At 36.7% G+C, this 26,704-nt stretch carries 20 protein-coding genes; 16 read left to right on the top strand and 4 right to left on the bottom strand.

Going from position 1 to position 26,704, the window contains the following annotated elements:
* Nucleotides 1–117: 117 nt before the first annotated feature.
* The gene (locus I5818_RS24690) at nt 118–792 is read left to right on the top strand and encodes a site-2 protease family protein (RefSeq protein WP_071977515.1); all 675 of its coding nucleotides are present in this window, start codon (nt 118–120) and stop codon (nt 790–792) included.
* A gap of 11 nt (nt 793–803) precedes the next feature.
* Entirely contained in the window at nt 804–1,316 is a 513-nt protein-coding gene (locus I5818_RS24685) for a YwhD family protein (RefSeq protein WP_058005777.1), read from the top strand.
* 421 nt (nt 1,317–1,737) lie between these two features.
* Here the strand turns inward: I5818_RS24685 and I5818_RS24680 are convergent, their stop codons facing one another.
* Nucleotides 1,738–3,795, bottom strand: a complete 2,058-nt coding sequence (locus I5818_RS24680; RefSeq protein WP_139254974.1) for a transglycosylase domain-containing protein — start codon at nt 3,793–3,795, stop codon at nt 1,738–1,740.
* Nucleotides 3,796–4,093: 298 nt separating this feature from the next.
* Between I5818_RS24680 and speE the strand changes: the two genes are divergently transcribed.
* The 5 genes from speE (at nt 4,094) to argS (ending at nt 8,985) form a co-directional block, all read left to right on the top strand.
* Nucleotides 4,094–4,924 carry a spermidine synthase gene (speE, locus tag I5818_RS24675; protein ID WP_058005778.1) on the top strand — a complete coding sequence of 277 codons (831 nt, stop codon included), beginning with the start codon at nt 4,094–4,096 and terminating at the stop codon, nt 4,922–4,924.
* 55 nt (nt 4,925–4,979) lie between these two features.
* On the top strand, nt 4,980–5,852 hold the full coding sequence (gene speB / locus I5818_RS24670) for an agmatinase (protein WP_058005779.1): 873 nt from the start codon (nt 4,980–4,982) through the stop codon (nt 5,850–5,852).
* Between the two features lie 192 nt (nt 5,853–6,044).
* Complete coding sequence (locus I5818_RS24665) at nt 6,045–6,791, top strand: sulfite exporter TauE/SafE family protein (protein WP_058005780.1); 747 nt, start codon at nt 6,045–6,047, stop codon at nt 6,789–6,791.
* Between the two features lie 82 nt (nt 6,792–6,873).
* A complete protein-coding gene (locus I5818_RS24660; RefSeq protein ID WP_235849644.1) occupies nt 6,874–7,308 on the top strand; it encodes a YwiB family protein in 435 nt (144 codons plus the stop codon).
* Nucleotides 7,309–7,314: 6 nt separating this feature from the next.
* The gene (argS, locus tag I5818_RS24655; RefSeq protein ID WP_058005781.1) at nt 7,315–8,985 is read left to right on the top strand and encodes an arginine--tRNA ligase; all 1,671 of its coding nucleotides are present in this window, start codon (nt 7,315–7,317) and stop codon (nt 8,983–8,985) included.
* A 245-nt stretch (nt 8,986–9,230) separates the two neighbouring features.
* Here the strand turns inward: argS and cls are convergent, their stop codons facing one another.
* The gene (gene cls, locus I5818_RS24650) at nt 9,231–10,427 is read right to left on the bottom strand and encodes a cardiolipin synthase (protein ID WP_078110154.1); all 1,197 of its coding nucleotides are present in this window, start codon (nt 10,425–10,427) and stop codon (nt 9,231–9,233) included.
* Between the two features lie 189 nt (nt 10,428–10,616).
* Between cls and I5818_RS24645 the strand changes: the two genes are divergently transcribed.
* The 9 genes from I5818_RS24645 to I5818_RS24605 all read left to right on the top strand — a co-directional run bounded on the left by I5818_RS24645 (nt 10,617) and on the right by I5818_RS24605 (nt 24,511).
* Nucleotides 10,617–12,731: a 4Fe-4S dicluster domain-containing protein gene (locus I5818_RS24645; protein WP_078110155.1), complete on the top strand. Its 2,115-nt coding sequence runs from the start codon at nt 10,617–10,619 to the stop codon at nt 12,729–12,731.
* A gap of 248 nt (nt 12,732–12,979) precedes the next feature.
* Entirely contained in the window at nt 12,980–14,167 is a 1,188-nt protein-coding gene (locus I5818_RS24640; RefSeq protein ID WP_078110156.1) for an acetyl-CoA C-acetyltransferase, read from the top strand.
* 124 nt (nt 14,168–14,291) lie between these two features.
* Nucleotides 14,292–15,143: a 3-hydroxybutyryl-CoA dehydrogenase gene (locus tag I5818_RS24635; RefSeq protein ID WP_078110157.1), complete on the top strand. Its 852-nt coding sequence runs from the start codon at nt 14,292–14,294 to the stop codon at nt 15,141–15,143.
* Between the two features lie 17 nt (nt 15,144–15,160).
* A complete protein-coding gene (locus tag I5818_RS24630; protein WP_058006766.1) occupies nt 15,161–16,291 on the top strand; it encodes an acyl-CoA dehydrogenase in 1,131 nt (376 codons plus the stop codon).
* Between the two features lie 27 nt (nt 16,292–16,318).
* Nucleotides 16,319–17,458, top strand: coding sequence for an acyl-CoA dehydrogenase (locus I5818_RS24625; RefSeq protein WP_058006765.1), 1,140 nt, complete (start codon nt 16,319–16,321; stop codon nt 17,456–17,458).
* Nucleotides 17,459–17,520: 62 nt separating this feature from the next.
* Entirely contained in the window at nt 17,521–18,150 is a 630-nt protein-coding gene (locus I5818_RS24620; protein WP_058006764.1) for a TetR/AcrR family transcriptional regulator, read from the top strand.
* Nucleotides 18,151–18,252: 102 nt separating this feature from the next.
* Nucleotides 18,253–21,519: a fused isobutyryl-CoA mutase/GTPase IcmF gene (gene icmF / locus I5818_RS24615; RefSeq protein ID WP_078110158.1), complete on the top strand. Its 3,267-nt coding sequence runs from the start codon at nt 18,253–18,255 to the stop codon at nt 21,517–21,519.
* Between the two features lie 616 nt (nt 21,520–22,135).
* On the top strand, nt 22,136–22,714 hold the full coding sequence (gene rpoE / locus I5818_RS24610; protein WP_390883583.1) for a DNA-directed RNA polymerase subunit delta: 579 nt from the start codon (nt 22,136–22,138) through the stop codon (nt 22,712–22,714).
* Nucleotides 22,715–22,912: 198 nt separating this feature from the next.
* Complete coding sequence (locus I5818_RS24605; protein ID WP_058006760.1) at nt 22,913–24,511, top strand: CTP synthase; 1,599 nt, start codon at nt 22,913–22,915, stop codon at nt 24,509–24,511.
* A gap of 104 nt (nt 24,512–24,615) precedes the next feature.
* On the opposite strand, the gene I5818_RS24600 is transcribed toward I5818_RS24605, so the two are convergent.
* Nucleotides 24,616–25,778 (bottom strand): IS3 family transposase gene (locus I5818_RS24600; RefSeq protein WP_085959889.1). Its coding sequence is split into 2 segments (ribosomal slippage): nt 24,616–25,502 and nt 25,502–25,778, totalling 1,164 coding nucleotides; the frame shifts between segments, so codons are not numbered across the junction.
* Nucleotides 25,779–25,959: 181 nt separating this feature from the next.
* On the bottom strand, nt 25,960–26,475 hold the full coding sequence (locus I5818_RS24595) for a DUF2529 family protein (protein ID WP_058005246.1): 516 nt from the start codon (nt 26,473–26,475) through the stop codon (nt 25,960–25,962).
* Nucleotides 26,476–26,704: the final 229 nt, after the last annotated feature.

The following is a 26,704-nucleotide window of genomic DNA, read 5'->3' as shown; positions in this document are numbered from 1 at the left end:
TAAAAAGTGGTTTTTTTCGCTAGGATTTTAAATTGGTGAATATGGAAGTAAGAATGTTATTGCTAGAAATAAAGTTTAACAAGAACATAATAAAATATTTTAAAAAGGGGATAGGTTGTGGATCAGTTATCAAATTTTTTATCTGGAATATTAAGATATCCAATTGAACAACTTCCATTTGTGGTAATTACTTTATTAATCGCATTTACTGTTCATGAGTTTGCCCATGCATATACTGCTTATAAATTTGGAGACCCTACAGCAAAAGATCAAGGTCGTTTGACGCTAAATCCGATTCAACATCTCGATCCATTGGGTACAATTCTTATATTAATTGCTGGATTTGGTTGGGCACGTCCGGTACCAGTGAATCGCCGTCATTTTAAAAACCCAAGGGCAGCAGGAGTTTTAGTTTCACTCATGGGTCCTGTAAGCAATTTGCTAATGGCCTTTATCGGATATGGGATTTTTTATTTTATCATTTCTTCGGGTTCTTGGACGACGACTTCTAATTTCATCATAGATTTTTTAAATGTATTTATCCAACTAAATATGATGCTTTTTGTTTTTAATTTATTTCCGCTACCACCGCTTGATGGGTATCGAATTGTAGAAGATTTAGTAAGTCCGTCGATGAGGGCAAAGCTAACACAATATGAACAATATAGTATTTTAGTTTTTTTAATTATTTTAGTGACTCCATTAGATAGATATACAATTTATCCGATCATGCAGGCTGTTAGTACATTCTTTATTAGGTGCTTTCAATCGATATTTTCGATGTTTATGTAGGAGGTCTTACAATGGAACAAGGAAAAAAGAAGGTAGAATTTAATATTATTAAAAATGACCCTACTGATGGACATAGAGGGTTTGGAATTGGCTCATTAAGTCTAGAAAATGTTTCACCAGTATTTATTGATGTAGAAGAAGGGGAAGCATTTGTTGACATTGGTGCAATGCATGCAAGAAGCTCCGTAGAAAAGAGGGTAAAGTTTTTGCCCAATCGTGATGAGGTTCCAGAGGGAGCGAAGCCATATTGGTTGGTATGGGTGACGATTGATCGGAAGGTAGAGGGCCCCTATTATGCTGGGGTTACAGCGTGTGAAATGACTGTCAATAAGGAAGCACGTAGGGGCTACAAATCATTGCCAGAGCATGTCAATCGTTTGGATAAATCGCTAAAACGTCATATTATTGTCGAACATATGGATGAAAATTCGAAAAAAGTATTGGAGAAATTTTTAAAAGACCATAATGAGGAGATGTGGAATCTTTCAAGTGATGAGTTGAAGCAAGGCCTACATGTTGAGTAAAGAAGAGTAGGATCCAACGTGATGCCTTGTTAAGGCTCTTTTCTCAAACATGGTTTGCTATTTAAGAAGAGTTATAACTAATAAATATCAACAGTGATCGCTACACGTTTCATTTTATTGAGAAAAGAGCTGCAATCTCCATAAGAACCGCTAGAATCCTTTATTGGGAGTAAAAGCCGGTTGTGGGGCTTTTACAAAAGCAACTTTAATGATACGAAAACAGCCTTTGTTAAAGATAAATGTGAACAAAAAGTGACAGTTGTTTGAATTTATCCACAGTCACTTGCTGATTTTTAAGAAAATAAGTAAACTTAAATTGATGGTTTGCAATTACAAACTAGGACACGAAAAACTCGGGGACGCACACCCCGAGTTTTTCCATGTATCAGTATATTTTCCTTCATTTACACTTTCACTCTTCCTAAAATAGGCGGAAAAGTTTGTTAAACCATGGTTTATCCTCCTTTTTTGACTTTTTATGTTTATGTGGATGGGGGGAGTTGCCAATGTGTGTATCACAGTAATCGGTTGGCTCTGTGCCAGCAACAAAATATGTTAATCGTGAAACAGGGCAATCAGCTGTTGCTATTTTACCGCTTTCTGGGTCTATAGGAACAGAAACGACTCCCTTTGGTTTTTTAAAGGTTTTAATGGGTTGATGTTCGAGTGAACGTTCCATAAAGCGTATCCAAATATTTTTTGCATATAATTTATCAGCTGTTAATGTGATAGTCTTTCCTTCATCATATCCGGTCCATACTCCAGCTGTCAGTTGAGGTGTGAATCCGATCATCCAACTGTCGGAATTAGTTGAACCTGATTTTCCAGCATATAGCCTAGTCATTTGGTTAGCAATCGTTGCGCCGGTTACAGAGGAATAACCATTTAATTTTTTATCAAACATTCCTGTCATCATTTGGTCCAAAACAAAGGTTAATTTCGGATCTAGTACCTGCTCTTTTTTCGGTTCATATTGGTAGAGAATATTTCCTTGATAATCCTCCACTTTAGTAATAAAGACAGGCTCTACTTGATTTCCGCCGTTAGCTAATAGGCTATATGCATTGACCATATCAATGACACGTACGCCCGAAGTGCCAAGTGCAAGGGAAGGAACCTTGGCCATTTTTGAATGAATTCCAAATTGCTTTGCTGTATCAATTAAAGTTTGTTGCCCAAGAAAGAGATGAGTTTTTACAGCAAAGACATTATCTGAAAGTGCGAGTGCTTGTGCCATTGAAATATCACCATTTGCATATTTGCTATTAAAATTATGTGGGGTATATTCTGATCGGCCATCATCAAAACGAAAAGTGGTAGGTTCACTCTTCATCATTGTGGTTGGAGTAAATCCCTTTTCTAACGCTGCATAGTATAATAGCGGCTTTATCGTTGATCCTGGTTGGCGTAGTGCTTGAACAGCTCGATTATATTGACTCTTATTATAGTCTCTCCCACCAACAAGGGCGGAAACAAATCCTGTTTCAGGATCCATTGCAGCAAATCCAATTTGAATATTGGAATTCTCCGAAATGGTTTCCTCTACTACTTCTTCTGCAATTTTCTGTTGATTCGTATTTAATGTTGTATATACATGTAACCCTCCTAAATCAATGATGCGATCATCGATATTTAGCTTAGATTTTAGGAGACTTCTAACTGTATCTTGAAAATAGGGAGCGATTGTAGCAGTTTGATATGAATGTTCCCCTACAATGGCGAGTTTCTCCTTTTCAGCGAGATTTGCTTCTTTTTGTGTTATATATTTATTTTTAACCATTGCTTGAAGAATGATTTTTTGCCTTGTTTTTGCTCTATCAAAATTAGTAATGGGTGAATAGATACTTGGCCCCTTTGGAATTCCGGCTAAAATAGATGCTTCTCCAAGACTTAGGTCTTTTGCACTTTTTCCAAAATAAAATTGACTTGCGGCTTCAATCCCGTACGCTTGATTGCCATAATTAATAGTATTTAAATACCCTTCTAAGATCTGGTTTTTATCATAATTCATCTCAAGTCTTATTGTAAAAAATGCTTCTGAGAGCTTTCTTTTCCAAGTTTTATCTAATGTTAAAAAAAGATTTCTTGCATATTGCTGTGATATGGTGCTGGCTCCCTGTACCTTATCCATTGCTTTAATATCTGCGATAATTGCCCCACCAATGCGCTTTACATCAAACCCGTGGTGACCATAGAAATTTTGATCTTCAATCGATATGGTCGCATGAATTAGATCCGTAGAAATATCATCGATATTAACCCAATATCGTTTTTCACCATTATTACTCTCTCCAATAATCTTTCCATCGCTGGAATAGTATAATGATGATTGTGGTACAGATAGAGGCGGTGGACCTAAAATTTTTGCGTAAATGAGTATTCCAGCAATAAAAATAATGAATATAGTAAGAACGATTAAAAAGGCTAATAAGGATAGCCTAAAATATCGCTTCGTTTTTTTTATTTTGGGACTTGGCATTGTTTCTATGATGATCACCTCATTTATCTTATATGCGTGGGTGGCAGTGCTAGATTTATTTTGCAAATAAAACATAGGTCTTATGTTTATAAAATGTATATTCTATCAGTATGAAAAAACAGAGCCTTTTTTAAACATAAGGTGACAAATTTCTTAGAAAACAAGTAAAAATTTTTCTTGCAATTTGACTAGAATTCTTTATACTTTTTCTCATGTTTGTATTTAATGTCTTAGGGAAAAATGGATGTAGAAGCATCTATAGGAAGACAAAAACTATGAAACGGAAAGGAAGTTTACGATGGGTGGTTTATGGTTTACAGAGAAACAAACAGAGCATTTTGGAATTACAATGGAGATAAAACAAACTTTACATACAGAACAAACCGAGTTTCAAAAATTAGACATGGTTGAAACTGAGGAATGGGGCAATATGTTACTCTTGGATGATATGGTCATGACTACTCAAAAGGACGAGTTTGTCTATCATGAGATGGTAGCCCATGTCCCTTTATTTACACACCCAAATCCAGAAAATGTTCTTGTTGTTGGTGGTGGTGATGGCGGAGTTATTCGTGAAATTTTAAAACATCCAAGTGTGAAGAAGGCAACTCTTGTGGATATCGATGGAAAGGTAATTGAGTATTCTAAAAAGTTTCTACCAGAAATTGCTGGTGAATTAGAAAATCCACGTGTAGATGTACAGGTTGACGATGGTTTTATGCATATTGCAAATAGTGAAAATGAGTATGATGTCATTATGGTAGATTCAACTGAACCTGTAGGTCCAGCGGTTAACCTATTTACAAAAGGCTTCTATGCTGGAATTTCTAAAGCATTAAAAGAAGATGGACTTTTCGTTGCTCAAACGGACAATCCTTGGTTCAAAGCTGATCTCATTCGTGAGGTACAAAAAGATGTAAAGGAAATTTTCCCGATTACTAGACTTTATATTGCTAATGTACCGACGTATCCAAGTGGAATGTGGACATTTACTGTAGGTTCTAAAAAATATGATCCACTTGAAGTAAGTGAAGACCGTTTTCATGATATTAACACGAAATATTATACGAAAGAGCTTCATAAAGCGGCATTCGTATTGCCTAAATTCGTAAAGGATTTAACAGAATAATTATTTTAAACAGTAGATATCAGAGGATATCCTTTTATAGAAGGGGGATCACCAAATGAGATTTGATGAAGCCTACTCAGGAAATGTATTCATTAAAAGTCATCCTCATTATGAGGATAGTCAAGCGGTCATTTATGGAATGCCGATGGATTGGACGGTAAGCTATCGACCAGGCTCACGCTTCGGTCCTGGAAGGATTAGAGAGGTATCTATAGGATTAGAAGAATATAGTCCATATTTGGATCGTGAATTAGAAGAGGTAAAATACTTTGATGCAGGAGATATTCCATTACCCTTCGGGAATCCACAACGCAGTATTGAATTAATTGAGGAATATATTGATGGCCTATTAAAGGATAATAAATTTCCACTTGGAATGGGTGGAGAACACCTAGTTTCATGGCCTGTTATTAAGGCAATGTATAAAAAATACCCTGATCTAGCGATTATCCATATGGATGCTCATACGGATTTACGCTCGGAATATGAAGGGGAACCATTGTCACATTCTACACCTATTCGTAAAGCTGCAGAATTAATAGGTCCTGGAAATGTTTATTCATTTGGTATTCGTTCAGGAATGAAAGAAGAATTCGAATGGGCAAAAGAAAATGGAATGCATATTTCAAAATTTGAAGTACTTGAACCATTAAGAAAGGTTCTACCTTTATTAGCAGGACGTCCGGTTTATGTAACTATTGATATTGATGTTCTTGATCCTGCACATGCACCAGGGACTGGTACGGTTGATTGCGGTGGTATTACTTCTAAAGAACTATTAGCCTCCATACATGAAATCGCTCGTTCGAAAGTAAAGGTAGTAGGTGGTGATTTAGTAGAAGTAGCTCCAATCTATGATCCATCTGAACAAACGGCCAACACAGCAAGCAAATTAATTCGCGAAATGATCCTTGGATGGGTTAAATAAATATAGTAACAATATAGAGTATTTTATACATTGGTAAGAAAGACTGGATAGAAAGGATTATTTCCTTTCTTATTCAGTCTTTTTCTTTGTCCATAGCTTCAAGTTCTAATGGTGTTACCTTATGCTATAATGTTCTGGTGATCATAAATATTTTAAAGCAATTTTTGTGAACGTTTGATTGGAGTGTCATTCATGGCAATCGTATTAACTATGTTACTTTTAGGAGCAATTCTCGGCTTTGTAGGTGCAGGTGGGTCGGGATTTATTATTGCTATTCTTACACTTGTATTCAAAATTCCAATTCATACTGCATTGGCCACTTCCTTAACCGCAATGGCTTTTACAAGTTTATCTGGTGCTTTTAGTCATTATCGAGAAGGAAATATTTCTATTAAGGCAGGACTGTTAGTAGGCGGCTTTGGAGCAATTGGAGCTTTAATTGGATCGAAAATTGCAGCCTTTATTCCTACTAATGAGATGCATTATTTAACAGGTGGAATGTTATTTCTTTCTGCAATTTTATTAATTCTTCGATTATTACTGTTGAAAAATAAAGATGGAGAAGACAAAAAATGGTCCATCAATTCGGCTCAAATCATGAAAGCAGCGTGCTTAGGTATGATTACGGGTATACTATCGGGTACGTTTGGTATTGGCTCAACGCCATTTATTCAATTAGGGCTGCTAACTTTTCTTGGACTTACTCTTCGTCAATCCATCGGTACCACAATGCTTGTAATTGTTCCTATCGCAGTTGGGGGAGGAGTCGGGTTTTCAACAGAAGGATTTTTAGATGTCACTTTATTAATTCAAGTTTTAATAGGCACGATGCTGGGAGCATATATTGGGGCTAAATTTACGAACCTTGTACCGAAGGTGGTCTTAAAAGCTGCTATGATCTTAACACCAATTACAAGTGGATTGATTCTTATGTTTTAAGGAAACACCAGTTTAATTTTTATTCCAATAAGGTTATAATGAGAAAATTAAAGATACATAAAAATTAAAGGATGTGGATCATTTGGCAGAGGAAGTCGGTCATCAAATGCCTGTCAAAATTCACTTAAAGACAACAATCACACAAGATCGGGAAAACGAGAAGTATGAGTTAATGCTTTTAGGTGAGTATTACCAAAAGGGCGATGCAGCTTTTTTGAAATATAATGAAGAACTAGAAGAGGGAACTGTACATACGATTGTAAAAATGTCGGAGGAAAGTGCAGTTATTTTACGTAGTGGGGCACTTAAGATGCGATTAGGTTTTCATAAGGATGTAGAAAAAAATGGGTCATATGAGAGCCCATACGGCACATTCTTGCTATCTACGAAGACGAAAAAAATTGAACATAAAAATATAGGCAATAATGAAGGTCAATTTTTATTAACATATGATCTGATGATGCAAGGAGCTTCTTCAGGTAAGTATGAAATGTTAATCACATATAAGGAGGCATAAAAATTCATGAATATAGTCGAACAAATTCAAATGAATGTCAAAAATGAAATAAAAAATGCAATAATCAAAGCTGGCCTTGCAACAGAAGAACAAATTCCTGATATCATTCTTGAAACACCAAAGGATAAGGCTCATGGAGATTATGCAGCAAATATAGCGATGCAGCTTGCACGTGTTGCAAAAAAAGCACCTCGTATGATAGCAGAAGAGATTGTTTCTCATTTTGACCCTTCTAAAGCTTCAATAGAGAAAATTGAAATTGCTGGTCCTGGATTCATTAATTTTTATATGAATAATAGCTATTTAACTGACTTAATTCCAACTGTGCTCTCTGCAGGTGATAAATACGGTCAATCTGATGCAGGAAAAGGCCAGAAAATACAAGTAGAATTTGTTTCTGCTAATCCAACGGGTGATCTTCACTTAGGACATGCACGTGGTGCCGCTGTAGGGGATTCTTTGTGTAATATACTTGAATCGGCAGGGTATGAAGTGAGCCGTGAATATTATATTAATGATGCAGGAAATCAAATTAATAATTTGGCATTATCAGTAGAGGCACGCTATTATCAAGCACTTGGACAAGAGAAAGAAATGCCTGCAGATGGCTATCACGGAAAAGATATCGTAGAAGTTGGTAAACAGCTTGCTAATGAATATGGTGAAAAGCTCCTTGAAAAAAGTGATGAAGAACGTTTTGAGTTCTTTCGCCAATATGGTTTAGAGTATGAAATGGAAAAATTGAAAACCGATTTAGAAAATTTCCGAGTTCCATTTGATGTCTGGTATTCTGAAACATCATTGTATAAAAACAATAAAATTGATGAAATGTTAAAGACCTTACGTGAACGTGGACATGTGTATGAATTGGACGGTGCCACATGGTTCCGCTCTACTGCTTTTGGTGATGATAAGGATCGCGTATTGATCAAAAATGATGGTTCGTATACGTATTTAACACCAGATATTGCTTATCACAATGATAAATTTGAACGTGGTTTTGAAAAGTTAATTAATGTCTGGGGTGCTGATCATCATGGTTATATACCGCGTATGAAGGCGGCTATGGAGGCATTAGGCTATAATCCCGAAAATCTAGAAGTAGAAATCATTCAGCTTGTTCATTTATTTAAAGACGGGGAAAAAATGAAAATGAGCAAACGGACAGGAAAAGCTGTAACAATGCGTGACTTAATTGAGGAAGTAGGACTTGATGCCACTCGTTACTTTTTTGCAATGAGAAGTGCAGATACTCATCTTGACTTCGATTTAGATTTGGCTGTTTCGCAATCAAATGAAAACCCTGTTTATTATGCACAATACGCACATGCTCGAATTTGCAGTATCCTCCGCCAAGCAGAAGAACAAGGATTAACTGTAGATGAAACCGCTAATCTTAGTCTTATCAATGCAGAAAAAGAGATTGAAGTATTGAAGAAAATAGGTGATTTCCCTGCAATAATAGCTGAGGCAGCTGAAAAACGAATTCCGCATCGTATTACTAACTATATCTATGATTTAGCATCAACATTCCATAGTTTTTATAATGCTGAAAAAGTATTAGATAAGGAAAATGCTGAACTAACAAAAGCACGTCTAGCCTTAATAAAGGCCGTTCAAATTACCTTGAAAAATGCACTAGCTTTAATTGGTGTTTCTGCACCTGAAAAAATGTAAAACAAAGGGTTGTCTGATATTCAGACAACCCTTTAAATTTTAGAAATGAGCTGTTTTTGTCTAGTTTGTTGCTTGTGTAAAAGCCTAACCACGGCTTTATCATCCAATAAAGGATTCAGCGATTCTTATGGAGATTGCAGCTAACTCTATTCTCAGTGAAATGACAGATGTAGAAGTTTTTTACCAAATAATTACTCGTTAATACTCTACTTTAAAAGCAACAATCTTTGAGAAAAGAGCTTTTTTTAAAGTATATCAGCGATTATTCTTGCGCCGACTTCCTTTGCCTTTGTTAGTAGAGAAGTACGAGCCAGCTCCTCTTTATAAAGCTTATGCGAGTCTAGTATATCCTTTTCTACCACTTTAATCATACGTTCAATAAAATCCTGATCATAAATATAACAATTTAATTCATGATTTAGAAATAAACTCCTTCGATCAAAATTTGCTGTTCCAATTTGGCAAACAGTGGTATCGATAATGATAACCTTAGCATGGTAAAAGCCATTTAAATATTGGTAGACATGTGCTCCCTGAGCTAACAATGTACGAAAATATCGAAAGGATGCTTCTTTTACTAATAAATGATCCGACTTTTTAGGAACAATAATTTTGATAGTAATGCCTCTATTTAACGCAGCAATGAGTCTTTTCATAACTTTAGCTGAAGGGATAAAATAAGGTGTACCAATATAAATGATATCTTGAGCTGAATCTATTAGTTTACATACTTGCTCCTCTAAGCGTATTCCTTCGGTCGGAAAGAGGCAATGCTTCATTGTTCCATTTGTATTTTTGGGTGGGAGCTTTTCAGAGGATTCCCCAGTTGCCCTGTACCAATTAACAAAAAACTCTTCATGTAAATCCTGTAAACTTTCTCCTTTAATACGTAGGTGATAATCTCGCCATGGTGATAAGACTGGGTCATTATCAATATATTCCTTACCAACATTATATCCACCTAAATAACCGATTTCTCCATCGATAATGGCACATTTTCGGTGATTTCTTTGCTGCAAAGTGAAAAAAAAGAAGGGTAAACGCGGACGGTGACAAAAGGAAACTTCTACACCAGCTTGTTTAATTCGATAAATTAAGTCTTTCGATGTATTATGGCTACCTAACCAGTCAAGAAGCAAACGGACCTTAACCCCTTGGAGAGCTTTTTTTTCAAGAAGTTTTAAAAACTCCTTGCTTATTTGATCATTTTTTACAATATAAAAAAGAATATTGATACTCTTTTTTGCTTGATTTATATCTGAAAAAAATGATGAAAATAAATCCTTTCCACAATTGATAAGATGAATATCTCCTTGACGTATGGGATAGCTTCTTTTTCGGCAATGAAGTTGGTAATTTCTTTTACCCAAGAAATAATCTGCTGCACATAAAGCAATGATTATGAAAAGTACACTCAATGATATCCAAAGCCATGTCAGCATAGATTCCCTCTCCTATTTGAAAGAATGACGTTACAGTAGTATCTCCATAAATTAAGTAAACATGTAGGGGAAAACTTTTTAAAGAAAAACATTGACTGAATGCTCATTCATTATATAATGGTAAGTAAGCAACATTCAGAAAATTAGGGGTTTTTTAGACAAAGGGATCAATGGAGAGGAGTGTATATGATGTCGTGGTTACTATGGGTTAATTGGATAGCCTTTCTTTTTGTAACCGTTTACGGAGTATCGTTATTCGTATACGTGGTTAAAACAAGGATTAAATATATCAAACTTGGCAAAAAAGTAGAGTTTGACCATCGTGTAAAAGAAAGATTAAACAAAATTTGGGTGAACGTATTTGGGCAAAAAAAATTATTAAAGGATAAAAAGAGTGGGGCTATTCATGTCATGTTCTTCTATGGCTTTATTCTTGTTCAATTTGGTGCAATTGATTTTATTTGGAAAGGGCTTGCTCCTGAATCACATTTACCATTAGGACCACTCTATCCTGCATTTACATTTTTCCAGGAGATTGTCACCTTAGTCATTTTAGTCGCAGTTGTTTGGGCATTTTATCGACGTTATATTGAAAAATTGGTACGTTTAAAAAGAGGATTTAAAGCTGGTCTGGTCCTTTTATTTATCGGCGGACTCATGATATCAGTACTGATTGGGAATGGAATGGGGATTATCTGGCATGGTGAGGAAGCAGCATGGACAGAGCCTGTTGCATCACTTATTTCATTGGCATTTGGTTGGATTGGTGAAACAGCCTCGATTGTTGTTTTTTATATTGCTTGGTGGATTCATCTCATCTTCTTATTATCATTCTTAGTCTATGTTCCACAAGGAAAGCATGCTCATTTAATTGCTGGTCCTGCAAATGTTTATTTAAATCGTCTTGATGGAGTAGGGAAATTAAATACAATTGATTTTGAGGATGAATCACAAGAGTCCTTCGGTGTGGGAAAAATTGAGGATTTTAGTCAATTACAACTAGTTGATTTATATGCTTGTGTTGAATGTGGACGTTGTACCAATATGTGCCCTGCAACAGGTACTGGGAAAATGCTATCACCAATGGATTTAATTATTAAATTGAGAGATCATTTAACCAACTATGGAGCAGCAGTAACTTCGAAGCAACCATGGGTGCCGAAATTTGCCTTTTCAAATACAACAGGAAATCAATTAGCACTTGCTAGTGCAGGAAAAGGAGTAGAAGAGGCAGCGGCATCGCTGGCATACAATCCAAGCCTAATCGGAGATGTTATCACTGAGGAGGAAATATGGGCTTGTACAACCTGCCGTAATTGTGAAGATCAATGTCCAGTAATGAATGAGCATGTAGATAAAATTATTGACTTGCGTCGTTATTTAGTATTAACAGAAGGTAAGATGGATGCAGATGCGCAACGAGCGATGCAGAATATTGAAAGGCAAGGAAATCCTTGGGGGTTAAACCGTAAAGAACGTGAAAACTGGCGTGACGCACGTGAAGACGTACATGTACCTACGGTTAAAGAGATGAAAAAATCAGGTGAAGAGTTTGAATACTTATTCTGGGTTGGATCAATGGGATCATTTGATAATCGCAGTCAGAAAATTGCCTTATCCTTTGCAAGACTTCTAAATGAGGCAGGCGTAAAATTTGCGATTTTAGGTAATAAAGAAAAGAACTCTGGTGATACCCCACGTCGATTAGGGAATGAATTTTTATTCCAGGAGCTTGCTGGTCAAAATATTGCAGAGTTTGAAAAGAATGAAGTGAAGAAGATTGTAACAATAGATCCGCATGCTTATAACATTTTTAAGAAGGAATATCCTGATTTTGGTTTAGAGGCAGAGGTTTTCCATCATACAGAACTCCTATATGAGTTAGTAAAGGAAGGGCGTTTAAAACCGAAATTTGATGTTAGAGAAAAAATAACATTCCATGATTCATGTTATTTAGGTAGATATAATGATGTATATGATCCGCCAAGGGAAATTTTAAAAGCTATACCTGGTGTTCAACTTATTGAAATGGACAGAAATCGGGAAAAAGGGATGTGCTGTGGTGCTGGTGGCGGGCTCATGTGGATGGAAGAAGATACTGGCCACCGCATAAATGTATCACGAACTGAGCAGGCATTAGCCGTTAACCCATCTGTTATCAGTTCAGGATGTCCGTATTGCTTAACAATGCTATCTGACGGTACAAAGGCTAAGGAAGTCGAAGAGACCGTCAAAACGTATGATGTAGCAGAGTTATTAGAAAAAGCAGTATGTGGTGAACCAGAGCAAACAATAGCATCATAAAAGAAATGAATTAATTCAGTAAATAGCAGAGATTGAACATAAATATAATTTAGAATTTTTTATAAAATGTTTCAATTTCTGCTATTTTTAGTTTAAAATAAACTTAAAATTAAAAAGATTGAGTGTACTAGGGGACGGACGATTGTCCCTATTTATGAAGTTAGTCATCGAGCGAGCGTTCAGTCAATATTCTGTAAGCGGTTTCTATTAGTTGGAGATCTTCGATTTTACTAAAGGAGAGGATAGAGATGACAAAAACAGTCATTGTTAGTGGGGCAAGAACACCGTTTGGGAAATTTGGAGGAGTGTTGAGCACTTTTTCAGCATCAGAGTTAGGTGGAATGGTGATTAAAGAGGCTTTGACCCGTGCAAATATTGAACCCAAGACAGTTGGGGAAGTGATTCTTGGCTCTGTACTGCAAGGTGGTCAAGGTCAATTGCCTTCAAGGCAGGCTGCTCGAAATGCTGGTATTCCTTGGGAAACGAAAACTGAAACAATCAATAAAGTTTGTGCTTCTGGAATGAGAAGTGTAACACTAGCAGATCAACTGATTCGTTTAGGTGAAGAAGAAATTATTGTCGCTGGTGGAATGGAATCAATGTCAAATTCTCCTTATTTTCTACCTAAGGCTCGTTGGGGTTTAAAAATGGGTGATACTGCTTTGAAAGATATGATGACACATGATGGTCTAACCTGTTCATTCACAGGGGTACACATGGGAACCTATGGAAATAATACTGCAGAAGAATTTGAGATTACTAGAGAAGAACAAGATCACTGGGCATTACGGAGCCATAGAAGGGCCATTCAAGCAATGGAGGATGGAAAATTTGCTGAAGAAATTGTACCAGTATTAGTACCCCAGAGGAAAGGAGATCCAATTACTGTTACGAAGGATGAGGCACCAAGAGGTGATACAACATTCGAAAAGCTTTCTGCACTGCCGTCAGTTTTTGATAAGGATGGAACAATTACAGCAGGAAATGCTCCAGGTGTTAATGATGGTGCTTGTGCCATGGTCTTGATGAGTGAGGAAAAGGCGAAATCATCAGGAGTTGAACCATTGGCATATATACTTGGGCATACAGCTATTGCGGTTGAAGCAAAAGACTTCCCGCAAACTCCTGGACTTGTCATTAATGAATTATTAAAGAAAACAGGGCGTGCTTTAGATGAAATAGATTTGTTTGAAATCAATGAAGCTTTTGCAGCTGTATCCCTTGCTAGCAGTAAGATCGCAGGATTAGATCCAGAGAAGGTTAATGTAAATGGTGGAGCGATTGCACTTGGCCATCCTATTGGAGCGAGTGGGGCTCGAATTATTTTGACCTTAATTTATGAATTGAAGCGACGTGGTGGAGGCATTGGGATTGCAGCAATATGTTCGGGTGGTGGTCAAGGGGATGCCATCATGGTTGAAGTGAGAGGAAATTAGGTGGATTTCGTGCGAAACTTAGTAAATTTCGTACGAATCACCTATGAATTTACGCAAATCAAGCTAAGTTTCGTGCGAAATGACTCATTTATCACTGGTTCATTATACAAGGGGGTTTTCAAAAATGGAAATTAAGTCAGTAATGATAATTGGCGCTGGGCAAATGGGATCAGGAATTGCTCAAGTTTGTGCTCAAGCAGGATATACTGTGTATTTAAATGATTTAAAAGAGGAATTTATTGAAAAAGGAATGGCAGTCATTTCAAAAAATTTAACGAGGCAAGTGGATAAAGGACGAATCACAGAAGAAGAAAAGAATGATATCCTCTCGAAATTTATTCACTCAACAACACTACAGGATTCGCAAAATGTAGATATTGTTATTGAAGCTGCTGTAGAAAATATGGAGATAAAAAGTAAAATTTTTAAAGAATTAGACATTTATGCTCCTGCACACGCAATTTTAGCCTCTAATACTTCTTCATTGCCGATTACAGAGATTGCAGCTGCAACCAATCGACCAGAGAAAGTGATTGGAATGCATTTTATGAATCCGGTGCCTGTAATGAAACTTGTTGAGATCATTCGTGGATTGGCAACTGCTGATGAAGTTTATCAGGCAGTAGAGGACATGACGAAGACTTTGAAAAAGGTTCCTGTAGAAGTGAATGATTTTCCAGGTTTCGTTTCGAACCGCGTATTAATGCCAATGATTAATGAAGCCATTTTTACTTTGTATGAAGGAGTGGCAACAAAGGAAGCAATTGATGAGGTGATGAAACTCGGGATGAATCACCCGATGGGACCGCTAACTTTGGCTGACTTTATTGGTTTAGATACGTGCTTGTATATTATGGAAACTTTACATGAAGGTTTTGGGGATGATAAATACCGCCCATGCCCATTACTAAGAAAATATGTAAAGGCAGGATGGCTTGGCAAGAAATCCGGTAGGGGATTTTACACCTACGAATAGTTTAAGGGGAGACTATGATGAATCTACTATTCAGCGAAGAGCATGAAATGATGCGTAAAATGGTTCGCGACTTTGCAGAAACGGAAATTACTCCGTATATAGACAAAATGGAGGCGGGGATGTTTCCTAAGGAAGTACTTAAAAAAATGGCAGAAATAGGATTAATGGGCATAACCATTCCCGAGAAATATGGTGGGGCAGGGATGGATTTCACATCGTATATTATTGCCATTCACGAGCTATCAAGAGTGAGTGCAACGATTGGTGTTATTTTATCTGTTCACAGTTCAGTAGGAACCAATCCTATTCTGTATTTTGGAACTGAGGAACAAAAACAAAAATATATTCCGAAGCTGGCATCGGGTGAATACTTAGGTGCATTTTGTTTGACTGAGCCGAGTGCTGGTTCCGATGCAGCAAATCAAAAAACCAAGGCGACTAGAAAGAATGATCATTATATCATAAATGGGTCAAAGGTGTTTATTACCAATGGTGGTGAAGCAGATACATATATTATATTTGCTGTGACAAACCCAGAGGCTGGAAAAGAAGGTATTTCTGCTTTTATTGTTGAAAAGGATACGCCAGGATTAATCATAGGAAAAGATGAACATAAGATGGGGCTACGTGGATCTCGGACAGTTCAACTAACGTTTGAAGATATGAAGGTACCTACTGAAAACCTTTTAGGTAATGAAGGGCAAGGATTCAAAATTGCTATGGCAAATCTGGATGTTGGCAGGATAGGTATAGCCGCTCAAAGCTTAGGGATAGCCGAAGCTGCATTAGAAAAATCAGTGGAATACTCGAAACAACGGGTACAATTTGGAAAACCAATCGCTGCTCAGCAAGGTGTTGGTTTTAAACTTGCAGATATAGCAACTCAAGTTGAGGCTGCAAAGCTATTAGTTTATCGTTCTGCCAATTTACAAACAGAGGGGTTTCCTTGTAAGTCAGAAGCATCGATGGCTAAACTTTTTTCCTCACGCACTGCAGTTGAAACGACAACTGAAGCCATTCAAATATTTGGAGGATACGGATACACAGAAGATTATCCTGTAGAAAGATATTTTCGAGATGCAAAAATAACGGAAATCTATGAAGGTACTAGTGAAATACAGAAATTAGTGATTAGTAAGCAGCTATAAATTAAACAATTATTGGGGGAAATGAGCATGAATTTCAAACTATCGGAAGAGCATGAAATGATTCGTAAAATGGTTCGGGACTTTGCTGAAAATGAGGTGGCTCCAACAGCTGCAGAGCGTGATGAAGAAGAACGTTTTGATCGTGAAATCTTTGATAAGATGGCTGAATTAGGGCTTACAGGGATTCCTTGGCCGGAGGAATATGGCGGAATTGGTAGTGATTATTTGGCTTATTGCATAGCGGTGGAAGAATTATCAAGAGTATGTGCTTCGACAGGTGTCACTTTATCTGCTCATACGTCGCTTGCTGGATGGCCCATATATAAATTTGGATCAGAGGAGCAAAAACAAAAATACTTACGACCGATGGCACAAGGGGAAAAGATTGGTGGTTATGGCTTAACAGAGCCAGGTTCTGGATCTGATGCTGGAGGAATGCAAACCACTGCTCGATTAGAAGGGGATCATTACGTTTTAAACGGATCAAAGATATTTATTACAAATGGTGGTATAGCTGATATTTATGTAGTGTTTGCTTTAACTGATCCAGCAAGCAAACAAAAAGGAACTAGTGCTTTTATTATTGAAAAGGATTTTCCAGGTTTCTCTGTGGGGAAAAAGGAGAAAAAGCTTGGGATTCGTTCCTCACCAACTACAGAAATTATTTTTGAAGAATGTAAAGTCCCTAAAGAAAATTTACTAGGTGAAGAGGGGCAAGGATTTAAAATTGCAATGATGACACTCGATGGTGGAAGAAATGGGATAGCCGCTCAAGCCGTTGGCATTGCGCAAGGTGCTCTTGATGCATCTGTAGCCTATGCAAGAGAGCGTCAGCAGTTTGGAAAACCTATTGTGGCAAATCAGGGGATTGCATTTAAATTAGCAGATATGGCGACAAGCATCGAAGCTTCTCGACTATTGACATACCAAGCTGCATGGTTAGAATCAAATGGCCTTCCATATGGAAAAGAATCGGCGATGTCTAAGCTCTTAGCAGGTGATACAGCAATGAAGGTTACGACAGAAGCTGTGCAAATCTTTGGAGGGTATGGTTACACCAAGGATTACCCTGTCGAAAGATATATGCGCGATGCTAAAATCACTCAAATCTATGAAGGTACACAAGAAATTCAACGTCTAGTCATCTCTAGAATGCTCACTAAATAAGATAGCCATTGTTAAAGGGGATAGCATGAATGGCTTAAAGGGTTTGGATGGGAGAGAAGGTGATGATTGTGAATAAGAAAAGAAAAGTGCATGCTTCTGTGAAGGATGAACGGTTGATCAATATGCGTAGGACGCAAATGATTCGAGGTGCAGTGGCTCTTTTTAAGGAAAAGGGGTATCACCGCACAACTACAAGGGAGATTGCTCAGGCAGCGGGTTTTAGTATCGGTACATTGTATGAGTATATCCGAACGAAGGAAGATATTCTTTATCTTGTCTGTGATAGTATATATGACCAAGTACGTGATCGCTTACAGGGGATGGATGTAGAAAAGGGGACTCTTGAAAGTCTAAAGCTTGGGATTGCTTATTATTTCAAGATTATGGACGAAATGCAAGATGAAGTGTTAGTCATGTACCAGGAGGCAAAGTCCTTATCCAAAGATGCTCTACCATATGTTCTGAAAAAAGAGATGGAAATGGTAGGAATGTTTGAAACATTGATCCGTCGTTGTATTGAAAATGGTGAATGGATGATGGATGATCCTCATATCGATTTATTAGCACATAATATTTTTGTTCAGGGACAGATGTGGGGATTTAGAAGGTGGGCTCTTAGAAAGAAATATTCTCTTGAAGAGTATATCGAACTACAAACGAATCTACTTTTAAAAGGAATTAGTGGTTTTTAACAACTAGTTTATAAGTATAAACGAAAATCATCAATCTATGTGAAAGAGCTAACATCTAAAATGGAAAGCCAAAACAAACAATGAAGAACAGGGGGAGAGAAATTGAGTACGGTCGAAATTTATAAGCCTAAACACTCTGTGCGCTTTGTTACTGCATCTAGCTTATTTGATGGACATGATGCGTCGATTAATATTATGAGAAGGATTATACAATCAAGTGGTGCTGAGGTGATACATCTTGGCCATAATCGTTCGGTTGAAGAGGTAGTCAATGCGGCCATACAGGAGGATGTACAGGGGATTGCGATATCATCCTATCAAGGTGGACATGTTGAATATTTTAAATATATGTACGATCTTCTTCAGGAAAAAGATGCTTCCCATATACGTATTTATGGCGGTGGTGGCGGTGTTATTATCCCGAGAGAAATAAAGGAGCTCCATGATTATGGGATCGCCTGGATTTTCTCTCCTGATGATGGTCGAAAGTTTGGTCTTCAAGGAATGATTAATATTATGCTAAAAGAATGTGATCATCCAACAATTGAGGGGAATATTAATGATGAGGTGACCAAACTAAAAGAAGGAAATGTTAGATCCATAGCTAAGATGATTACACTTGCAGAGAATCAAGTAGGGATAAAAGATGAAGTCGCATCAGCGGCTGAAATGGCTTTTCAGGAGATCAAAACGTTGAATTCAAATGCACCGGTCATTGGTATTACTGGTACAGGGGGAGCTGGGAAAAGTTCTTTAACTGATGAGTTAATTCGTCGATTTTTGAATGAAATACCCGAAAAGAAGGTTGCTATATTATCTATTGACCCTACAAAGCAAAAAACTGGTGGAGCACTTTTAGGGGATCGAATTCGGATGAATGCCATCTTTGATTCACGTGTGTATATGAGAAGCTTAGCAACAAGGGGATCGAGATCAGAGCTAAGCTTAGCAATCCGTGATGCAATTAATGTAGTAAAGGCTGCAGGGTATGATTTAATCATCGTTGAAACGAGTGGTATTGGTCAAGGGGATGCAGAAATTGCAGAGATTAGTGATATTTCGATGTATGTCATGACTAGTGAGTTTGGGGCTCCATCTCAGCTAGAGAAAATTGACATGATTGATTACGCTGATCTTATTGTGATTAACAAGTTTGAACGGAAGGGCTCAGAAGACGCAAAGAGTCAAGTACAAAAGCAATATCAACGCAGTCATCTATTATTTGATCAAGAACTTGGGAATATGCCCGTTTATGGTACAATTGCAAGTCAATTTAATGACCCAGGTACGAATGCGTTGTTTGCTGCATTGATTGAAAAGGTTAATGAGAAGATGGGAACCGATTGGGAGGTTTCTTTTTCAAAAAATGCTAAAGTTGAAAAGCAAAATGTCATTATACCAAATAGTCGTCGCTATTATTTACGTGAAATATCAGAAACAGTAAGAAATTATCACAAAAATGCTGAAAAACAGGTTCAATTAGCAAGAAAGCTTTTCCAATTAGAAGGTGCAATTCAGGCAGTAACCGATAAAAAAGCAAATGAAGAGGTACTAAATTCGCTACAAACTATTAAAGATGAGATCTATGAAAACCTTACTAACGAATCAAAACGTATCATCCAAACGTGGGAACAGACTAAGGAAAAATATACTTCCAAGCAATTTGTAACAAAAATTCGTGACAAAGAAATTATTACTGAGTTAACAACTAAGAGTTTGTCAGGATTAGATATACCAAAGGTTGCCTTACCGAAATACGAGGATTATGGAGAAATTCTTCGTTGGGTTTATAAAGAAAATGTTCCTGGTTCATTTCCTTATACAGCTGGGGTTTTCCCTTTTAAACGAGAAGGTGAGGATCCGAAACGTCAATTTGCTGGTGAAGGAACACCAGAAAGAACAAATCGGCGCTTCCATTACTTGTCTGAGAATGATCCTGCCAAGCGATTAAGTACAGCCTTTGATTCCGTCACTCTTTATGGTGAGGATCCCGATTATCGCCCTGACATTTATGGAAAGGTTGGAGAATCTGGTGTAAGTATTTGTACATTGGATGATATGAAGAAACTATATGCAGGTTTTGATTTATGTCACCCATCAACATCAGTTTCAATGACTATCAATGGTCCTGCACCTATTATTTTAGCAATGTATATGAATACTGCCATCGATCAACAAGTGCAGTTAAAGGAAAAAGAGCTTGGTAGAGTGCTATCTGTAGAAGAATTTACACAGGTGAAAGAACAGACTTTACAAGTGGTAAGAGGAACGGTTCAAGCAGATATTTTGAAAGAGGATCAAGGTCAGAATACATGCATCTTCTCAACGGAATTCGCATTACGAATGATGGGAGATATACAGCAATATTTTATTGATCATAAAGTACGCAATTATTACTCAGTGTCCATATCTGGCTACCATATAGCAGAAGCAGGTGCTAACCCAATATCCCAATTAGCCTTTACGTTAGCAAATGGCTTCACATATGTTGAATACTATTTAAGTCGTGGAATGGATATTAACGATTTCGCACCTAATCTATCCTTCTTCTTTTCTAATGGTTTAGATCCGGAATATAGTGTTATTGGTCGTGTGGCACGTCGGATTTGGGCTACAGTCATGAGGGATAAATATGGAGCGAATGAAAGAAGTCAAAAGTTAAAATATCATATTCAAACTTCTGGGCGTTCGCTGCATGCGCAGGAAATTGATTTTAATGATATACGAACTACATTACAAGCATTAATGGCTCTACATGATAATTGTAACTCCCTTCATACGAATGCATATGATGAAGCGATAACAACGCCGACTGAGGAATCAGTAAGAAGAGCAATGGCTATTCAAATGATTATTACGAAGGAACACGGATTAACGAAAAATGAAAATCCGTTACAAGGATCATTTATCATTGAAGAATTAACCGATTTAGTTGAGGAGGCAGTCCTTGCTGAATTTGATCGCTTAAATGATCGCGGTGGGGTACTAGGTGCAATGGAAACGCAATATCAACGTGGAAAAATCCAAGAGGAGTCCATGTTTTATGAAATGAAAAAGCATAGTGGAGAATTACCTATTATTGGTGTGAATACGTATTTAAATCCAAACCCACCTTCAGAAGAGGAAATGAATAGCATTGAACTAGCCCGTGCAACAAAGGAAGAGAAGGAATCGCAAATCCTGCATTTAAACCAATTTAAGGAAAGAAATTCTGATAATATTGAGCAAGCATTGCTGAGATTGAAAGAAACAGCTGTAAGTGGTGGAAATATATTTGCTGAATTAATGGAAACAGTTAAAGTGGCAAGTCTTGGCCAGATTACAAAAGCCCTATATGAAGTAGGAGGGCAATATCGCAGAAATATGTAAGCTGTTTTTTTAGGGACCAACAACATGATAAATGCAAATAAAGAAAATAGGTAAACCAAAGAATTAAATGCTGGCGATATAAGCCAGTTTCTTTGGTTTAAGAAGAAAGCTTTGAAAACTGTAATAGGATTGTTTTTGTTTAGGAGAGAAGGGACATTGACGGTTCATTCTTGTTGGGAATTTGAGGGAAAAATTTATTTAGACTTGAATTTATTGAATGGTAGGGCAAAATAAAGGTAGAATCAAATGAGAGGTTCATTCTTTAGTATGAGAGTGCCTAAATAGGATGTGTAAACATGTCATTTAAAGCCTTGTTGAAATATATAGGTTTTATCCTTTTTGTGATAATTGGATATGTATTGTATACAAAACAGTTAGGTGCTATCCCTTTATTGCTTTTGTCATTCATTCTTTTCTATTTAGGGTTTCGCTATTTAAAACGTTCTAATGAATGAATTAATTTTTATTTGTAATTAAAAAACGTTGAAAAAGGGATATTAAAGCTAGCATAAATGTTTTAGATCTGTTTATAATGATAAATATGTATTTTGCTATTATTTATTGATTTCTGCCCTTTTCACTCCAAAAAATTAGGAGTGTGAAATAGTGAAAGGAAGTGCGAAATTTGAGTTTACAGCAATTATCAAAAGAAGATTTACGTGAGATGTCTCTTATCGAGTTAGCGCATCAATATCTAGAAGAAAGTAAACAAGCAATCTCATTTTCTGATTTAGTAGATGAATTAGCAAAGCTTCTAGATCTATCTACAGAAGAAATAAAAGCAAGAATGGTGCAATTTTACACAGATCTAAATATTGATGGCCGTTTTATTAGTCTTGGTGAAAATAGATGGGGGCTACGTACGTGGTATCCTTATGATCAAATTGATGAGGAAGTAACTGCACCTACTAAGTCCAAGAAGAAAAAGGCGAAAAAGGTCGTTGATGAAGACGAAGATGATTTATTAGAAGATGACGATCTTGATTATGATGACCTTGATGACTTTGAAGACGAAGATGATCTACTTGATGAAGATGAAGATGAAATTGATGAAGACGATTTCGAGGATCTTGATGATGAAGAAGATGATGATGAAGTCTTTGAAGACGATGATTTAATCGGTGAAGATGAGTATGATCTAGACGAAGATGATGATGAAGAACTAGATGTGGAAGAGGAAGAAGAGGATAAATAATCCGCTTGACTTCTTTTCGTTAGGCAGGTAGTATTTTATTTGGGCTCCTTTAAAAAGGAACGAATAAGTATACGATGCTCCCCTTTGTTATTTGAGGGGGAGCTTTTTTATTTTTATATACGAAAATCCCAATCGTTTTTCAGACTAACTGAAACTATATTGTGTAACAATAACTGTATGTTGAAGGGGGAAAAAATTGTGACAAAATACATTTTTGTAACTGGTGGAGTTGTATCTTCACTTGGAAAAGGAATTATCGCAGCATCCTTAGGGAGATTATTAAAAAACCGAGGATTAAAAGTAACTACACAAAAGTTCGATCCTTATATCAATGTGGATCCTGGAACAATGAGTCCATATCAACATGGTGAGGTTTTTGTAACAGATGATGGTGCTGAAACGGATTTAGATTTAGGTCACTATGAACGTTTTATTGATATTAACGTAACTAAATACAGTAGTGTGACAACAGGTAAAGTGTATTCGGAAGTTCTTAGAAAAGAGAGACGTGGTGAGTATCTTGGTGGTACCGTTCAAGTTATCCCACATATTACAAATGAAATTAAAAGTAGGGTATTCCGTGCAGGTGAAGTGACTGATTCTGACGTAGTCATTACGGAAATAGGTGGAACTGTCGGGGATATCGAGTCTTTACCGTTTCTAGAAGCCATTCGCCAAATTAAAAGTGATGTTGGGCGTGACAATGTTATGTACATCCATTGTACACTTGTGCCATACATTAAAGTTGCTGGCGAAATGAAGACTAAACCAACGCAGCATAGCGTAAAAGAATTACGAAGCCTAGGAATTCAACCAAATATTATTGTTGTTCGTACAGAAATGCCAATATCTCAGGATATGAAGGATAAAATTGCACTGTTCTGTGATATTGATGAAAAGTCCGTTATCGAGTCAAGAGATGCAGATACATTATATTCCATTCCATTATCCTTAAGAGATCAAAATCTTGATCAAATTGTTTGTGATCATTTAAAACTTCAATGCCATGAACCTGATATGACAGAATGGATGGGCTTAGTTGAAAAGGTACGAAACTTATCTAAAGTCACAAAGATCGCTTTAGTAGGGAAGTATGTTGAATTACCTGATGCCTATCTTTCTGTTGTCGAAGCACTAAAACATGCAGGCTATGCATATGATTCAGATATTGATATTAATTGGATCAATGCTGAGAATGTTACAGAGGAAAATGTGAAAGATCTTCTAATGGATGCAGATGGTATTTTAGTACCTGGTGGATTTGGAGATCGTGGTGTTGAAGGTAAAATTCTTGCTATACAATATGCTCGAGAAAACAAGGTACCTTTCCTTGGAATTTGTCTAGGTATGCAGTTGGCATCTGTTGAATATGCTCGAAATGTTCTTGGACTTAAAGGAGCACATTCTTCTGAATTAGATCCTAATACTCCGTATCCAATTATCGATCTTCTTCCTGAGCAAAAGGAAATTGAAGATTTAGGTGGTACATTACGCTTAGGTTTATACCCATGTAAAATTGAAAAGGGATCAAAAGCATTTGATGTATATCAAAATGACATGATTGAAGAACGCCATCGTCATCGTTATGAATTTAATAATGAGTATCGCGAACAAATGGAAGCAGCTGGATTTGTTTTCTCTGGTACAAGCCCAGACGGAAGACTTGTCGAAGTGATTGAAATTGAGGATCATCCTTGGTTTGTTGCTGCACAATTCCATCCAGAATTTACATCAAGACCTACTCGTCCACAACCACTATTCCGTGGATTTATTGAATCAGCTTTAAATAATAAATAAAATAATGACACTGTGACTGGTTGTTAAATATTATTTTCTTTAATAAATAAACCCCCTAGCAATAAAATGAACTGACCCGTTAAAATGAGACTTAGAAAAAACACCTATGCTGCCTGTCCCCTGTATTCCAGTGGGGACAGGTAGTTTAATTTTGCCTGAATTCGTACATGATTATATCGATACATGTATTGATTTACAATTTGTACTACTTTAGAATTGGATATAGATGCTCTACTTTGAGCGTTGAATCCTTCCGACTTTAGCGAGGAGTGAAAGGATTCAATGACGGCATTATCATGGCAGTTTCCTTTTCGAGACATGCTTGTGGTAATGCCTTTTTCTTTGGCCAAATTCTGATATGCATGTGAAGTATAGACAGATCCCTGGTCGCTATGAAGAAGTAACCCTACTGGTTTACGTAATTCTACAGCTTCCCTCAATGTGTCTAATACTAGGTTAATATCTTGGCTCGTACCTATTTTGTAAGCCACTATTTCGTTGTTATATAAGTCCATAATCGTTGATAAATATAACATAGTCGAGCCATAAGGTAAGTAGGTAATGTCGGTTACCCATTTTTCATTTAATCGGCTTGCTTTAAAATTACGATTGAGAGTGTTCGGCACAATAATATTACTCTCACCACAAATGTACTTTTGTCGCTTCTTCTTAACTTGACACTGAATCTCAAACTTTTGCATAATTTTTTGTACAGTTTTGCGGTTTACATTTATCCCATACTTTCTGTTTAGGATGGATTTAATTTTACGATGACCATAGTGATAGAAGTTTTTCTTACACAGCTTGATTACTAGCTCTTCTAATGAAGTTAGCTCAACTTTTTTATACTTCTTTTTCCAACGGTAATATGTTGACTTAGGTATGCCTAATACTCCAAGAATATCAATTATTTTAAAAGTGGCTGAGAGTTCTTCTACAACTTGGACAATGACTCGTGGCTCCAACTCCTTTCGATCTCCTGGTACTTTTTTATAATTGCCAATTGAGCCTCTAGCTGTTTATTCTTTAGTTTTAATTCTTCTAGCTCACTCATTTCCTCCGATTCTTTACCGTAGGAATATTGTTTTCCAACTTGTTGCGAAAATCGATAGGTTTGGCCTGTTTTGTACCATCGCATCCATGTTTTAATTTGAGTCTTATTTTTTATCCCCAGTTGTTCCATTATTTCTTTGTTTGTCATTCCAGCTTGTTTCATTTTAATTACTTCCCATTTTACTTCTTCTGCGTAATGTACTCTTGTGCCCATAGAAAAACACCCTCCTAAGAATCATATTGTATTAATACGATTCAGGGGGTGTTTTTTCCTTGTCTCATTTATTTGGGTCTCTCCAAAAATTCGCTAAGGGGTTTATTTTATTCTGCTCTATAAGCCGGGAATGGGCGTTTACAAAAGCAATAAATTATATGAAAACAGCGTGAATGTGTTTCTAGTATTCCTCCATGATGTCATCAAAGGCAAGCTTTATACAATGGTAAATAAATAGAGCAGTCATTGAAGAAGGGAAACAGACTCTATCACCAGTTTCTGTAGGAAGCATCGGTTTGAGTAGAGATGTATGGATATGTACATCTGCTAAATTTTGCAGATCATTGGTTTCACTCTTCAATTTTCCAGAAATTGCAGCAAAAGGGATATGGGATGCTACTAATTTTTCGGCAAGATCTATTGCTTCTTTATCATTGGAAAATCTTGTGATTAATAATACTCGATCCGCATCAGTAACTGCGTTTATGTCTGTTAAGAGCTGGGCATTTAAAAATGGTTCTGCACCATTTAATGCTTCAATGGTCACTGACTCCATCTCATTAAAACCTTTAATATATATGTTTCCTTCCCCGACAGCAGCTTGTGCCAATAATCTTGCACAATCTTCAATGGAGAATTGTTCTTGTTCGTAAATTCTAGAAAATAAACCGTTTGTTTGGGTTAAAAACATCTTCATTAGCTTGCACTCCTTAAAAATTTAGGTAGATTGATTCAATATTCTGCTTAATAAAACGATATGGCAGGAAAATAGTATGGAAAAATAGAATATATTTCAAGGTGGAATTAAAAACTTTATATATAGTAGTCTATAATAAGATCAGATACATTCATTTTATCCTAATACATATTTTACATAATATAAGAAAGTTAGAAAAAAGCACAAGACATATACTTTGGGGGGAAAA

The organism is Heyndrickxia oleronia, assembly GCF_017809215.1.
GTDB classification, from domain to species: domain Bacteria; phylum Bacillota; class Bacilli; order Bacillales; family Bacillaceae_C; genus Heyndrickxia; species Heyndrickxia oleronia.
This window is presented reverse-complemented; position numbering and strand designations above follow the sequence as displayed.

What these genes read in the sequence shown, in the direction of transcription:
- argS (WP_058005781.1), top strand. Translation starts at nt 7,315, where the DNA reads ATGAATATAGTCGAACAAATTCAAATGAATGTCAAAAATGAAATAAAA.
- I5818_RS24625 (WP_058006765.1), top strand. Translation starts at nt 16,319, where the DNA reads ATGAATTTCAAACTATCGGAAGAGCATGAAATGATTCGTAAAATGGTT.
- I5818_RS24665 (WP_058005780.1), top strand. Translation starts at nt 6,045, where the DNA reads ATGGCAATCGTATTAACTATGTTACTTTTAGGAGCAATTCTCGGCTTT.
- cls (WP_078110154.1), bottom strand. Translation starts at nt 10,427, where the DNA reads ATGCTGACATGGCTTTGGATATCATTGAGTGTACTTTTCATAATCATT.
- I5818_RS24595 (WP_058005246.1), bottom strand. Translation starts at nt 26,475, where the DNA reads ATGAAGATGTTTTTAACCCAAACAAACGGTTTATTTTCTAGAATTTAC.
- speB (WP_058005779.1), top strand. Translation starts at nt 4,980, where the DNA reads ATGAGATTTGATGAAGCCTACTCAGGAAATGTATTCATTAAAAGTCAT.
- I5818_RS24630 (WP_058006766.1), top strand. Translation starts at nt 15,161, where the DNA reads ATGAATCTACTATTCAGCGAAGAGCATGAAATGATGCGTAAAATGGTT.
- I5818_RS24685 (WP_058005777.1), top strand. Translation starts at nt 804, where the DNA reads ATGGAACAAGGAAAAAAGAAGGTAGAATTTAATATTATTAAAAATGAC.
- I5818_RS24640 (WP_078110156.1), top strand. Translation starts at nt 12,980, where the DNA reads ATGACAAAAACAGTCATTGTTAGTGGGGCAAGAACACCGTTTGGGAAA.
- I5818_RS24635 (WP_078110157.1), top strand. Translation starts at nt 14,292, where the DNA reads ATGGAAATTAAGTCAGTAATGATAATTGGCGCTGGGCAAATGGGATCA.
- speE (WP_058005778.1), top strand. Translation starts at nt 4,094, where the DNA reads ATGGGTGGTTTATGGTTTACAGAGAAACAAACAGAGCATTTTGGAATT.
- I5818_RS24680 (WP_139254974.1), bottom strand. Translation starts at nt 3,795, where the DNA reads ATGCCAAGTCCCAAAATAAAAAAAACGAAGCGATATTTTAGGCTATCC.
- I5818_RS24620 (WP_058006764.1), top strand. Translation starts at nt 17,521, where the DNA reads ATGATTGTGAATAAGAAAAGAAAAGTGCATGCTTCTGTGAAGGATGAA.
- I5818_RS24645 (WP_078110155.1), top strand. Translation starts at nt 10,617, where the DNA reads ATGTCGTGGTTACTATGGGTTAATTGGATAGCCTTTCTTTTTGTAACC.